At 69.1% G+C, this 12,693-nt stretch carries 12 protein-coding genes; 2 read left to right on the plus strand and 10 right to left on the minus strand.

All coding sequences use genetic code 11. The features are described 5' to 3' along the window. Positions 1-239: 239 nt before the first annotated feature. A complete protein-coding gene (locus tag U1F38_RS04340) occupies positions 240-620 on the minus strand; it encodes a YraN family protein (RefSeq protein ID WP_409985836.1) in 381 nt (126 codons plus the stop codon). A gap of 27 nt (positions 621-647) precedes the next feature. Between U1F38_RS04340 and rsmI the strand changes: the two genes are divergently transcribed. Then, positions 648-1,574: a 16S rRNA (cytidine(1402)-2'-O)-methyltransferase gene (rsmI, locus tag U1F38_RS04345; RefSeq protein WP_409985837.1), complete on the plus strand. Its 927-nt coding sequence runs from the start codon at positions 648-650 to the stop codon at positions 1,572-1,574. Between the two features lie 62 nt (positions 1,575-1,636). Here the strand turns inward: rsmI and U1F38_RS04350 are convergent, their stop codons facing one another. From U1F38_RS04350 to U1F38_RS04360, 3 genes are all read right to left on the minus strand, one after another. Further along, on the minus strand, positions 1,637-2,884 hold the full coding sequence (locus tag U1F38_RS04350) for a nucleoside recognition domain-containing protein (protein WP_409985838.1): 1,248 nt from the start codon (positions 2,882-2,884) through the stop codon (positions 1,637-1,639). A gap of 198 nt (positions 2,885-3,082) precedes the next feature. Continuing rightward, positions 3,083-3,880, minus strand: a complete 798-nt coding sequence (locus U1F38_RS04355; RefSeq protein WP_409985839.1) for a UPF0149 family protein — start codon at positions 3,878-3,880, stop codon at positions 3,083-3,085. Positions 3,881-4,078: 198 nt separating this feature from the next. Beyond that, a complete protein-coding gene (locus U1F38_RS04360; RefSeq protein ID WP_409985840.1) occupies positions 4,079-5,074 on the minus strand; it encodes a 2-dehydropantoate 2-reductase in 996 nt (331 codons plus the stop codon). 140 nt (positions 5,075-5,214) lie between these two features. On the opposite strand from U1F38_RS04360, the gene U1F38_RS04365 reads away from it, so the two are divergent. Then, on the plus strand, positions 5,215-5,355 hold the full coding sequence (locus tag U1F38_RS04365) for a hypothetical protein (RefSeq protein WP_409985841.1): 141 nt from the start codon (positions 5,215-5,217) through the stop codon (positions 5,353-5,355). Between the two features lie 197 nt (positions 5,356-5,552). On the opposite strand, the gene U1F38_RS04370 is transcribed toward U1F38_RS04365, so the two are convergent. The 6 genes from U1F38_RS04370 to U1F38_RS04395 all read right to left on the minus strand — a co-directional run bounded on the left by U1F38_RS04370 (position 5,553) and on the right by U1F38_RS04395 (position 12,638). Next, positions 5,553-6,338, minus strand: a complete 786-nt coding sequence (locus U1F38_RS04370) for a class II aldolase/adducin family protein (protein ID WP_409985842.1) — start codon at positions 6,336-6,338, stop codon at positions 5,553-5,555. Continuing rightward, positions 6,335-7,129: an aldolase/citrate lyase family protein gene (locus U1F38_RS04375; protein ID WP_409985843.1), complete on the minus strand. Its 795-nt coding sequence runs from the start codon at positions 7,127-7,129 to the stop codon at positions 6,335-6,337. Before U1F38_RS04375 ends, U1F38_RS04370 begins: the two co-directional genes overlap by 4 nt. Before the next feature lie 383 nt (positions 7,130-7,512). Then, complete coding sequence (locus tag U1F38_RS04380; protein WP_409985844.1) at positions 7,513-9,045, minus strand: ATP-binding protein; 1,533 nt, start codon at positions 9,043-9,045, stop codon at positions 7,513-7,515. Between the two features lie 181 nt (positions 9,046-9,226). Then, complete coding sequence (locus U1F38_RS04385) at positions 9,227-10,198, minus strand: IS110 family transposase (RefSeq protein WP_409985785.1); 972 nt, start codon at positions 10,196-10,198, stop codon at positions 9,227-9,229. Between the two features lie 222 nt (positions 10,199-10,420). Further along, positions 10,421-11,155 (minus strand): response regulator, encoded by a 735-nt coding sequence (locus U1F38_RS04390; RefSeq protein WP_409985845.1) that lies wholly within the window; start codon positions 11,153-11,155, stop codon positions 10,421-10,423. A gap of 133 nt (positions 11,156-11,288) precedes the next feature. Continuing rightward, positions 11,289-12,638 carry an AmpG family muropeptide MFS transporter gene (locus tag U1F38_RS04395; protein ID WP_409985846.1) on the minus strand — a complete coding sequence of 450 codons (1,350 nt, stop codon included), beginning with the start codon at positions 12,636-12,638 and terminating at the stop codon, positions 11,289-11,291. Positions 12,639-12,693: the final 55 nt, after the last annotated feature.

The following is a 12,693-nucleotide window of genomic DNA, read 5'->3' on the forward strand; positions in this document are numbered from 1 at the left end:
GACCGGGATTTTCAGCGAGGTTGCACCTTTTTGAAATAAGGGTTCACCCTATTAAAATCATTTCGGTTGGCCATGGCGCGGCGCGCCACCCGCAGGACATGAAACCCAACGAGCCCAGCGGCCGCGGAGCAGGCCAGACCAGCGATCGCCGTGGCCGGGGTTTCCCCGGCCACTGGCGATGCCCCCTCGCAAGGGGGTGGGCGAAACATCGCGAAGCGAGTGGAGACTGGGGGTTGCTCTCACCCCGCATCGAACGCCGCCCGCAGCCACTCGATGCGTTCGCCCTCGATGGCCACCACGTCAAAGCGGCAAGGCGGCAGCGCCGGCCAGCGCAGCAGGTAGTGCCGCGCCGCGAACACGATGCGCCGCTGCTTGACCGCGCCCACGCTGGCCGCCGCCCCGCCCTGCGTGCCGCAGGCCCGCGCGCGCACCTCGACGAAGACCAGGGTGCCGTCGCTCTCGCGCAGGATCAGGTCGATCTCGCCGCCGCCGCGGCCGGGGGTTCGATAATTGCGCTCGACCAGGCGCAGGCCGGCGCGCTGCAGGTGGGCCAGCGCCAGGTCCTCGGCCGCCGCGCCGCGCACGCGCGTGGTCGCGCTCGCCGATGACCCCCGATTCATCCACCCCATGACTGTGTGACCGTTCCCATGTCCGATTCCGCCCCCGTCGGCAAGGCCGACTTCCGCCCCGCGCTGGCCGCCGCCACGGCCGGCGCCGGGTCGCAGCATTATCCGGCCGGGGCCCTGTACGTGGTGGCCACGCCCATCGGCAACCTGGCCGACATCACGCTGCGCGCGCTGCACGTGCTGGGCCTGGCGGACGCCATTGCGTGCGAGGACACGCGCCACACCGGCCAGCTGCTGCACGCCTTGGGACTGGACGGCAAGCCGCTTGTCGCCGTGCACGAGCACAACGAGGCCGAAGCCGCCCAGCACGTCATCCAGCGCCTGCAACGCGGCGAGCGCGTGGCCTACGCCAGCGACGCCGGCACCCCCGCCGTGAGCGATCCCGGCGCGCGCCTGGTGGCCGCCTGCGCGGCGGCCGGCCTGCGCGTGGTGCCATTGCCCGGCGCCAGCAGCGTGACCACGGCCGTGAGCGCCGCCGGCCTGGCCGGCGACGGCCGCTTTGTGTTCGAGGGCTTTCTGCCCGCCAAGCCCGGCGAGCGCGCCGCCGCCGTACAGGCCCTGGCCGCCGAGCCGCGCGCCGTCGTGCTGCTGGAGGCCCCGCACCGCATCACCGCGCTGGCCGCCGCCCTGGCCGTGCTGGGCCAGCGCCCCATCACCGTGGCGCGCGAGCTGACCAAGCAGTTCGAGCAGATCATCACCCTGCCCTGCGCCAACTTTGCCGCTTGGCTGGCACAGGACGCCCAGCGCCAGCGCGGCGAATTTGCCCTGGTGCTGCACCCCACCCCCGCCGCCACCAGCACGAGTGCCGACGACAGTGAGCGCGTATTGCGCCTGCTGCTGGCCGAGCTGCCGCTGAAAACCGCCGTCAAGCTGGCCTTTGAGATCACCGGCGCGCCGCGCAATGCGCTGTACGAGCAGGCGCTGGCTTGGCAGGCGCCACGGAATTGAAGGTCAAATCAGGGCCCAGCGCTTTCTGGAAAAGCGCGAACAGCTATCTTATTTGAATCAAATCAGCGAAAAAACGCATACCCCACGAGCACCGCCACCACCAACCCCACCCCATCGGCCAGCAGCGCGCAGGCCAGCGCGTGGCGCACGTGCTTGACGCCCACGCTGCCGAAGTACACCGCCAGCACGTAGAAGGTGGTCTCGGTCGAGCCCTGGATGATGGCGGCCAGCCGGCCGGGGAAGGACGCCACGCCGTGGGCCTGCATCACGTCCACCATCAGCCCGCGCGCGCCCGAGCCCGACAGCACCTTCATCAGCCCCACGGGCACGGCCGGCAAAAAATCGGTGGGCAGGCCCACCGCCGCCACCGCCCAGGCAATGCCGCCCATCAGCCAGTCCAGCAGGCCCGCGGCGCGAAACACGGCAATCGCCGCCAGCATGGCGACCAGGTAGGGAATGATTTGCACGGCGACGGCAAAGCCCTCCTTGGCGCCGTCGACGAAGGCCGAATACACGTCCACTCGTTTGACCAGCCCGGCGGCCATGAACAGCGCGACGATGGACAGGATGGCGCCGGCGCCGATCACGCCCATCCACTGCGCGGCGCGATCGGGCGGCAGGCTGGCCAGCCACCCCACCAGCGCACCGGTGACGGCGACAAAGCCCGCCAGCGGCGCCAGCAGACTGGCGCGCAGCAGGCTGATGCGCTGCACCCAGGCCACCGCCAGCAGCGCCACGACCAGCGTGATGGCGGTGACCAGCAGCGTGGGCAAAAAAATGTCGGCCGCGTTGAAACCGGCCACGCCCTGCTGCACGGCGATGGTCTGGCGGATGGCGATGACCGAGGTGGGGATCAGCGTCAAGCCCGCGGTGTTGAGCACCAGGAACATGATCTGCGCGTTGGTGGCGGTGTCGGGCCGGGGGTTGAGCGATTGCAGCTCCTGCATGGCTTTCAGGCCCAGCGGCGTGGCGGCGTTGTCCAGGCCAAGCAGGTTGGCGCTGATGTTCATGGTCATCGCGCCGTGCGCCGGGTGGCCCGCCGGCACGCCCGGAAAGATCTGCCGCATGACCGGCTGCACCGCGCGCGCGAAGTGCTCGATCATGCCGGCGCGCTCGCCGATCTTCATGAAGCCCAGCCACAGCGCCATCATGCCGGTCAGCCCCAGCGAAATTTCAAAGCCGGTCTTGGCCGCGCCGAACAGCGCCTCCATCTGGCGCGGAAAGGCGCCCAGATCGCCCGCCAGCGTTTGCACCAGCGCGGCAACGAAGGCGCTGAGGAAGAAGGCCAGCCAGACGTAGTTCAGGATCAAATCGGGCTCCAGCGCTTATCCGTCAAGCGCAGGCAGCTATCGACAGAAGAGTGTCCAGCGATTTTGCCGCGTCGGCCATGATCGAGGGGCCGCGGAGCAGGCCAAGCCAGAGCGCCCGTGGCCGGGGTTTCCCTGGCCAGTGGGCGCGCCCCTTGAGGGGGAGGCGCAACAACGCGCAGCGTGTGGAGCCTGGGGTGGTCACTGTCCGCAGCACTTCTTGTACTTCTTGCCGCTGCCGCAGGGACAAGGCTCGTTGCGGCCGATCTTGACGCTGAATGCCGGCGCGATGCGCGGGCCCAGGCTGCGGGCAATGTCATACAGGTCATACACCGCCCAGATCGCCTCGCCAAAGGCGTCGAAGCGTGCCTGGCTGACGCTGGGAGCGGCGTCGTGGTCGTACAGGTTGAGGACGGGGGGATCGCGCTCGTCGTCCAGCAGATCGACGAAGCAATCCAGCGCATCTTCCATGGCGGCCGCGACTTCCTTGTCGCGCGGCGGCGCCCAGTCGTCGGCCCAGTATTCGGTGGCGTCCAGAAAACCGGCCGCCCAGGCTTGGGCAAAGGGGGGTGGCTGGCCTTCGGCCGAGGCTTCGGCGCGCTCGGCCTCGGGCAGGGTGGCCAGCAGGCCGCGCCAGTCCAGCACGCCCGGGTCCAGCGCACGTTCGTCGTTCAGGTCATCGACGTCCGACTGCATGCCGGCGCGCAACTGCGCCTCGCGCGCCAGCCAATGCATCATGAAGTGGGTGCGCTCGCTCTCGCTGGCAAACACCTCGTCCGCCTCCCGGTCAAACAGCATGGGCAGCCACTCCTCGGGCGGCACCGCGCGGCGCGTGCACAGCAGCGCGGTCAGCACGCCCTCGCAATACTCCCATTGCGGCGTGCTGTCGGGATGGCGCTCGCGCACGGTGTCCAGCGCGCTTTCCAGCGCGCCGAGGGTGGCGCTGACGGGGTCGTCTTCAAAGGCGGTGGCGTCGGGCGGGGTGGGGGCGTCGGTCATGACATGGGCTTGAATGGAATCAGCCATCGTAACCCGAGCGGTCGGTCGTCGACGATGCTCAAAAACCACCGGCGAGCCTCGCGATCACAAGAGCCCGGCGGCCGCCAAGCAGGCCACGCCAGCAGTCGCCGCGGGCGGTGGCGCGCCTCCTGCGGGGGCGCGCGAAACATCGCGCAGCGGGTAGGGACTGGGGCGTGTTCAGTACAGGCCCAGCTGGCGCGCGTGCAGCCGGGCCAGGCCCAGCAGCGCGTCGGTGAAGGGCGTGGCCACGCCGCTCAGCTGCCCCAGCTCGCGCACCGAGGTGACCAGCGCATCGATCTCGACCGCGCGGCCCGCCTCCACGTCCTGGCGCATCGAGGGCTTGAACGCGCCCAGCTTGCGCGTCACCTGGTGGCGGTCCTCGGGCAGCTCGGCAATGGGCACGCCGATGCGCGCGCCGATCTCGCGCGCCTCCAGCATCACGGCGCTGACAAAGCCGCGCGCCAGGTCGTCGTCCAGCACGCGATCGGCCGTGGCGCCGGTGAAGGCGCTGATGGGGTTGATCGTCATGTTGCCCCACAGCTTGTACCAGACGTCCTTCTGGATTTGCGGCGAGACGGTGAGGTCGAAACCGGCCGTGCGCAGCAGCGCGGCCAGCGCGGCCAGGCGCGGCGTTTGGCCACCGGCCGGCTCGCCCACGATCAGGCCGTTGCCGAAGTGCCGGCGCACCACGCCCGGCGCATCCAGCGCGCAACTGGCGTGCACCACGCCGCCGATGACGTGCCGCGCCGGGATGCCCTGCGCGATGACGCCGCCCGGATCGACCGACTCCAGCCGCGTGCCCGCAAGCGCGCCGCCAAAGCCCTGCAAAAACCACCAGGGCACGCCATTCATCGCCGTCAGCACGACGGTGTCGGGCCCCAGCAACGGGCCGATCTGGCGCGCCACATCGGCCATGGCCGGCGCCTTGACGGCAACGATGACCAAATCCTGCACGCCCAGTTCGGCCGGCGTGGCGGCGGCATGGACCGCGAAGGCGCGCTCGTGCGGCTGGCCATCGGCGCCGGCCTCGATCAGGCGCAGCCCGTGCGCGCGCAGCGCCGCCAGCGTGGCGCCACGCGCCACGGCGCTGACCTGCTGCCCTTGCGCGGCCAGGCGCGCGCCGATCCAGCCACCGATGGCGCCGACGCCGTAGATCGTGATTTTTTCAAACATATCGCCTTTCATCGCTTGCCCATCAAGCGCAAGCAGCTTCATTTTTGATAGTGGTTGGGCCCTCGGGCGAGCATCGGGTTGCGGCCCGCCGGCCGATTCCATTCTCGCCCAGCGGGTGCCCGGCCGATACGCACATTCGATTGCAAGTTCGATGGGGCCAACGCCCGGTCGGGCGGGAACAAATCCGCGGCGGCATGACGCACTGGGTGGTGTCGGACCTCAATGCCGACGAGTTCGCCGCCTTGGTGCGCGCCATCGACCGCGGCGACGATGGACATTGAGCCGCACGCGCTTGTCCATCAATCGCAGCCAGCTCTAGTAGTGCGACCCGAAAGTATCGAAACATGAAATCGCGCCTTCGCACGCATCGCGGCGTTGCAAATCCTCGCAATAGCATCGGCTATTGCTGCGGTTTGCGCCTTGCCCTGCGCGCGAATTCATCGATTTCATCTTGTTCCTCTACTTCCGGGTCGCAGTACTAGTTTTTATAGCTCGCGTCGATCCGGTCGACCTGCCGCACCAGCGCGTCGAACACATCCTGCCCGGCGCCCTTGCGCGGGTCGAACTGGAAGGAGTCGCGCGTGCATTGCGCGGCGATGTCCTCGGGCACGGGCAGCGGCGCGCCCATGCTTTGCGTGGCCAGTTGCACCTCGCAGGCGCGTTGCAGCGTCCACAGCACGGCAAAGGCCAGGGGCAGGGTCTCGCCCCAGGACAGCAGGCCGTGGTTGCGCAGGATCACCGCCTTGCGGCCAGCAATGCTCGAAACCACGCGCGGACTCTCCTCGGCGCGAATGGTGATGCCCTCGAAGTCGTGGCAGGCCACCATGCCGTGCAGCTGCGCGCTGTAGAAGTTGCTCTGGCTCAGGCCCGAGGCAAGCGAGGCCACGGCCACGCCGGCCGTGGTGTGGGTGTGCATCACGCAGTGCGCGCCTGGCACCCCGTCGTGGATGCAACTGTGCAGCACATAGCCGGCCGGATTGATCGGGTGCTCCGATCCGTCCAGGATGTTGCCCGCCAGGTCGATCTTGACCAGGTTGCTGGCCGTGACCTCGCTGTAGTGCAGACCGAAAGGGTTGATCAGGAAATGCTTGTCGCCCCCTGCGGCGCTTTCGGGCACGCGCAGGGTGATGTGGTTGTAGATCATCTCGGTCCAGCCGAGCATCGCGAACACGCGGTAGCAGGCGGCCAGCTGCACGCGCGCGGCCCATTCGTCGGCATGCACGCGACCCAGCAGCTTGCGGGCGGGGATGGCGGCGGCGGTCATGCCTGTCCCTTGAAGGCCTTGGCCAGGCGCGTGGTCTCGCGCGCCAGGCTGACGGTGTCCAGACCCACGGCGACAAAGGTGGCGCCCCAGTCCAGATAGCGCCGCGCCATGGCCTCGTCCACCGCCAGCGTGCCGGCGGCCTTGCCGGTGGCGACGATGCGGCGCGTGGCCTGCTCGAACAGCGCCACCATGTCGGGGTGACCGGGGTTGCCGCGGTGGCCCATCGAGGCCGACAGGTCGGCCGGACCGATGAAGATGCCATCCACCCCGTCCACGTTGGCGATGGCCTCCAGGTTGTCCATGGCGGTGCGCGTCTCGGCCTGCACCAGCACGCACAGGCGGTCGTTGGCCTCGTGCACGTAGCGCGGATGGCGCCCCCAGCGCGCGGCGCGCCCACCGGCCATGCCGCGGATGCCGCCGCTGCCGTCCTCGTCCGGATAGCGCGCTGCGCGCACCACAGCCGCGGCCTGCTCGGCGGTGTCGATCATGGGCACCAGCAGGGTCTGCACGCCCAGGTCCAGATACTGCTTGATCAGCATTTCGCCCACGTGGCCCAGGCCCATGGGCAGGCGCGCGATGGCGTGCGCCGACGGGTAGGCGGCAATGGCCTGCAACTGGTAGAGGATGCTTTGCAGGCTGTGCGCCGTGTGCTCGCCATCGATCAGCAGCCAGTCAAAGCCCGCACCGGCGGCGATCTCGCCCACCAGGGTGTTGGGCAGGTTCAGCCAGTAGCCGATTTGCGCCCGCTTGTCGTGCAGCGCCTGCTTGAAGGGGTTGAGGGGGGTTTGCATGGTTCGAGGTGATGGGCCAGTGGATTGAACAAGCGCGCGCACAACGCAAAGGCGACGCCGGGCAACAGAATACAAAATCGGAGCGGGTTCTGTGCGTGACAGGCCGTGCCCACGGCCCGGATGCCCGCGCGCCGCCGGGTGCTTTTCGTCTGCTGCGGCCGATACGACCTGCGGGATCCGCCGTGTGCCCGGCCCCCGCGCCTGGCCAAAAAGAAACCGCCCGTGAAGGGCGGCCGGTGGTGGTGGCTGGCGAGCGCCGGCATGAGACCGACGTTGCCCCACCGAGGGATCGTGTGACAGCGATGGCTTGGAACTATACCCAGCCCGATGCCGCGCACCGCGCCCCGCCCGGCGACGACACGCCGCGCAGCGTGCAATAGTGCTCAGGGAGCGAGGGGCAGGCGCAAGCTAAAGCGCGCACCGCCGCCCGGATGCTCGCCACACGCGACGCTGCCGCCATGGCGCTGCGCAATCGAGCGCACCAGCGCCAGGCCCAGGCCCACGCCGCCTTCGCGCTCGCTGGCGCCGGGCAGGCGATAAAAGGGCTCGAAGATGCGCTCGCGCAGATCGACGGGGACGCCCGGCCCGCGGTCATCGACCTGCAGCACGGCCTGACCACCCTGCACCGACAGGGCGACCCCGACGGCGAGCGGCTGGCCGACGCGCCGACCGTGGCGCGCGGCGTTCTCCAGCAGGTTGCGCACCGCCCGGCGCAGCAGCTTGGACACGCCACGCACCTGCACCTGCGGCAGGCCGGGGGCCAGCGTCAGGTCGGCGTCGATGCGCGCGGCCTCCTCGGCCACCAGGCCGACCAGGTCAAGCACCTCCATCGTGCCCAGCTCGCTCTGCGGCGCGTCCAGCCGGCTGGCCAGCAGGATCTCGTCGATCAGCTGGTCGAGCTCGGCGATGTTGCGCTGGATTTCGGCCCGTGCCTCGGACTCGGGGGGCAGCGCAGCAGGCGCAGCCGCGGAGCGTGGGGGCATCTCCGAGCCACCGCCGGGCCGTCCCAAGGCGGCGAGCGCCCCCTCGGGGGGCAGCGCAGCAGGCGCAGCCGCGGAGTGTGGGGGCATCTCCGAGCCGCCGCCGGGCCGTCCCAAGGCGGCGAGCGCCCCCTCGGGGGGCAGCGCAGCAGGCGCAGCCGCGGAGTGTGGGGGCATCTCCGAGCCACCGCCGGGCCGCCCCAAGGTGGCGAGCGCCCCCTCGGGGGGCAGCGCAGCAGGCGCAGCCGCGGAGCGTGGGGGCATCAGTTCCACCGCCATGCGGATGCGCGCCAGCGGCGAGCGCAGCTCGTGCGAGGCATTGGCCAGCAGCGACTTTTGCGACTGCAACAGCGCGGCCTGGTTGTGCATCAGCTCCTCGATGCGCGCGGCCGAGGCGTTGAAGTGGCGCGCCAGGTCGGCCACCTCGTCGGCGCCGGCCACGGGCACGCGCTCGTCCAGCCGGCCCTCGCCCCAGCGCTGCACGCCGCGCTGCAAGGCCTCCAGCCGTTGCGTCAGGCGCCGCGCGATCGGGAACACGCCCACCATCACCGCCAGCCCGGCCAGGGTCACCATCCAGATGAAGCCGTAGGGCGGGCGAAACCACGCCAGCAGGCGCCAGCGCGGCGGGCCGACCGGCTCCCCATCCACGCTTGGACGGGGAGAGGCCAGCTCCAGGTTCAGCACCTCGCCGTCATCCAGGGTCACGGCAAACCCGGTCCCGCGGCCCGGCCCGCGGCGCAGCAGCGCGACGGCGGTGCCGATGCGCTCGCCCGCGTCGTTGCGCACCACCACCTCGCGTGGCAGCGGGCGCAGCCGATCGCGCTCGCGCTCGGCCTGGTGCCAGGCCCAGGCCAGCACCAGGCTGAGCAGCAGCACGCTGCCGGCCACCGCGAGCCAGATGCGCACGTACAGCTTACGAGCGATGGGATTGGACATGGTCTGTATCCCGCAGCGGGCAGCAAGGCGTCAGGTACCGCTCGTTGTCATCACCGTCACTCATGGCGCGGCGCATGAATCCAAAGAGCGAAACGGCCGCGAAGCCGGCCATGCGCGCGATCGCCGTGGCCGGGGTCCCCCGGCCAAGGGCGATGCCCCCTTGAGCAACTGTGTTCTCAAGTCAAGTCTGTTGAATGAAATTTTCATGCTTGGACAGATCCCAGGCGGTTTTATCTCTGAGCATGGCGTTGAGAATCGTCAAGAGCTTGCGCATGCAAGCGACGATGGCCACTTTCTTGGGTTTGCCCGCTTGTAGCAAACGCTCATAGAAGACCTTGAACACGGGGTTGTAGCGAATGGCTGAGAGCGCGGCCATGTACACCACGGCCCGCACCTCGGCGCGCCCACCCCAGATACGACGCTTGCCACTGCGCTCGCCCGAATCATTGGCCAGGGGAGCCACACCCACCAGCTTGGCGATCTGGCGTCGCTTGAGCCGGCCCAATTCGGGCAGCGCCGCGCTCAGGGTGAGAATCGCCACCGGACCGACGCCCTTGACACTGTCGAGCAACGCGCGCTGCTGCTTGAAGTGTCGATCCAGGTGCGAGTCGGCGTCCGCATCAATGGCCGCGATCTGCTTGTCCAGCATCCCGAGGACGGCTTTGATGCTGCGCGCGGCGCGTGCGCTGGCCTGCTCCAAGCGGTGGCCTTCAGCCACTCGCATCTCGATGAGCTGCCGACGCCGTGTCATCAGCACTGCCAACTCCTGGCGCCGGACATCCTCCATAGGCGTGATGTATTTGGCTCGATCCTTGTGGCGCGCCAACACGTCGGCAAAGTCGCGCAGGATGCGGGCATCGACCTTGTCGGTCTTGGCCAACTCACCCATCGACTTGGCGAAGTCGTGGCTCTGACGCGGATTGACACGCGCGACCGCAATGCCGGCACGTTGCAGCGCCCACACCAGTTCACGCTCGTAGCCACCAGTGGCCTCGATGACCACCAAATCAACATCGGTGCTCTTGAACTGATTGATCAGCTCCTGCCACCCGTCGGCGTCGTTGGGCACGCGCCGATGCTGATCGCCCACGCATGCATCGAGATGCAGTTTGGACACATCAATACCGGCGTTGGCTCGACCGACGCCACTCACTACCCCACCTTGTGCATGCATGTTCATGATCGGCAACTGTTCGGGCTACGTGGTTGGATGAAAGATGTCAATGCGTTGACCGATTGCTCAAGGTCGAACTCAAGGCTCCAGGGGGAGGCAGGTTTGGCGCACTGACGACAACTGAACGAGGACTGCAGTTGCAAAGATACAAGGGGGTGGGCGAAACATCGCGCAGCGAGTGAAGACTGGGGGTGTTCCATTTCAATCCTGCTGCTTGGCAAACACGTAGCCCACGCCGCGCACGGTGACGATGCGCTTGGGCGCTTTCACGTCCTGCTCGATGGCGGCGCGGATGCGGCCGATGTGCACGTCGATCGAGCGGTCGAACGCCTCCAGCTCGCGTCCACGCACGGCTTCCATGATCTGCTCGCGCGTGAGCACGCGCCCGGCGCGCTCGGCCAGGGTGACCAGCAGGTCGAACTGGTAGCTGGTCAGATCGCAGGGCACGTCGCCCACGGTCACGGTGCGCGCGTCGCGGTCGATCTCCAGCGCGCCGAAGCGCAGGCGCTGCTGCTCGGGCGCCGCACCCGGCTGGCGGCGGCGCAGCACGGCGCGGATGCGCGCCAGCAGCTCGCGCGGCTCGAAGGGCTTGGGCAGGTAGTCGTCGGCGCCCAGCTCCAGGCCGACGATGCGGTCCATCGGGTCGCCCTTGGCCGTCAGCATCAGCACCGGCACGCGCGCAGCTTCGCCCGGCTGGGCGCGGATGCGCCGGCACACCTCCAGCCCGTCGATGCCGGGCAGCATCAGGTCGAGCACGACCAGGTCGACCGGCGCGTCCTGCAGCATCGCCAGACCCGTCTCGCCGTCGCCCGCGTGCGCCACGCCGTAGCCCGACTGCTTGAGGTACTCGCCCACCATGGTCGCCAGGCGGGCGTCGTCTTCGATCATCAGCAACTGAGGGATGCTCATGCCGTCCTTTCCATCGTGATCGGCCATGGTGGCCGCTCCAGGCATGCGGCGCTTGAACCGCGGGTAAAGATAGGTAAACCCGGCCGCGCCCGGCGGCCGCCATCGGACACTATGTTATTGATAGCTGTTTGCGCATTGTCCACGCCGGCTTCTGGCATTTTCATTTGTTTTTTCGGGTCTGCCCCCGCATGGCGAGCAGCACCAGCACCAGCACGGGCAGGCCCAGCAGCGCGGTGCTGGCGAAGAAGTTGGCGTAGCCGAAGGCATTGACGTAGTCACCCGAGAAGCCCGCCACGAACTTGGGCAAGAGCAGCATCATCGAGCTGAACAGCGCGTACTGCGTGGCCGAGTAGCTGACGTTGGTCAGGCTGGACAAGTAGCCGATGAAGGCCGCCGAGGCAATGCCCGAGGCCAGGTTGTCGGCCGAGACCACCACGATGAGCGCCGTCAGGTTGTGTCCCACGCCCGCCAGCCATGAAAACGCCAGGTTGGTGGCGGCGCTCAGCACCGCACCCAGCATCAGCACGCGCATCACGCCCACGCGCAGCGCCAGTGCGCCGCCCACGAAGGCGCCGGCCAGCGTCATCACCACGCCGTAGATTTTGGTGACGGCGGCCACCTCGTCCTTGGTGTAGCCCATGTCCACATAGAACGGGTTGGCCATGATGCCCATCACCACGTCGCTGATGCGGTAGATGGCGATCAGCGCCAGGATCAGCGCCGCCTGCCAGCGGTAGCGCCGGAAGAAGTCGGCAAAGGGCTCGAGCAGCGCGCCTTGCAGCCACTCGCCCAGCGTGGCCGCCGGCTTGAGCGGGCGTGGCACCGGCTCGCGCGCGAGCAGCACCGTCAGCATGCCGACGGCCATCGAGCCGGCCATCACCCGGTACGCCCACTGCCAGGCACGCTGGTCGTAGCCGTCGGCCGCGCCCTGCGCGCGCGCGGCCAGCCACAGCACGCCGGCGCCGGCCCAGATCATGGCCAGGCGATAGCCGGTCTGGTAGGTGGCGGCCAGCGCAGGTTGCTCGTCCACCGGCGCCGACTCGATGCGGTAGGCGTCCAGCGCGATGTCCTGCGTGGCCGAAGCAAAGGCCACCGCCAGCGCGCACCACACCAGCGGCGCCAGGCTGGCGCGCGGGTCGGCCTGCGCCATGCCGATCAGGCCCGCCACCACGCCCAGCTGCGCCAGCAGCAGCCACGAGCGGCGGCGCCCCAGCGCGCGCGTGAGCAGCGGGATCGGCAGCCGGTCCACCAGCGGCGCCCACACCCACTTGAAGCCGTAGGCCAGCCCGACCCAGCTCAGGTGCCCGATGGTGGCGCGGTCCACGCCCGCTTCGCGCAGGCGAAAGCTCAGCGTGCCCAGCACCAGCAGCAGCGGCAGGCCGGCGGAAAAGCCCAGCGTCAGCATGCGCAGGCTTTCGGGGGCCAGATAGACCTTGAGCGTGTCCAGCCAGGACAGCTTGCGCGGCGCCTCGGGCGCCGCCTCGCCAGAAACCGGTACGCTGTCAGACAAGGCCGGCACCGCCTGTGCCGCGATCGCCCCGGGAGCCGACCACGGAATCACCGAT

Source organism: Ottowia sp., from assembly GCF_046348305.1.
In the GTDB taxonomy this organism is placed as follows: Bacteria; Pseudomonadota; Gammaproteobacteria; order Burkholderiales; family Burkholderiaceae_C; genus Ottowia.

Excerpts from the sequence above, each read along its gene's own strand:
- U1F38_RS04360 (WP_409985840.1), bottom strand. The coding sequence starts at position 5,074 with ATGTTTGAAAAAATCACGATCTACGGCGTCGGCGCCATCGGTGGCTGG.
- rsmI (WP_409985837.1), top strand. The coding sequence starts at position 648 with ATGTCCGATTCCGCCCCCGTCGGCAAGGCCGACTTCCGCCCCGCGCTG.
- U1F38_RS04375 (WP_409985843.1), bottom strand. The coding sequence starts at position 7,129 with ATGCAAACCCCCCTCAACCCCTTCAAGCAGGCGCTGCACGACAAGCGG.
- U1F38_RS04370 (WP_409985842.1), bottom strand. The coding sequence starts at position 6,338 with ATGACCGCCGCCGCCATCCCCGCCCGCAAGCTGCTGGGTCGCGTGCAT.
- U1F38_RS04380 (WP_409985844.1), bottom strand. The coding sequence starts at position 9,045 with ATGTCCAATCCCATCGCTCGTAAGCTGTACGTGCGCATCTGGCTCGCG.
- U1F38_RS04340 (WP_409985836.1), bottom strand. The coding sequence starts at position 620 with ATGAATCGGGGGTCATCGGCGAGCGCGACCACGCGCGTGCGCGGCGCG.
- U1F38_RS04390 (WP_409985845.1), bottom strand. The coding sequence starts at position 11,155 with ATGGCCGATCACGATGGAAAGGACGGCATGAGCATCCCTCAGTTGCTG.
- U1F38_RS04355 (WP_409985839.1), bottom strand. The coding sequence starts at position 3,880 with ATGACCGACGCCCCCACCCCGCCCGACGCCACCGCCTTTGAAGACGAC.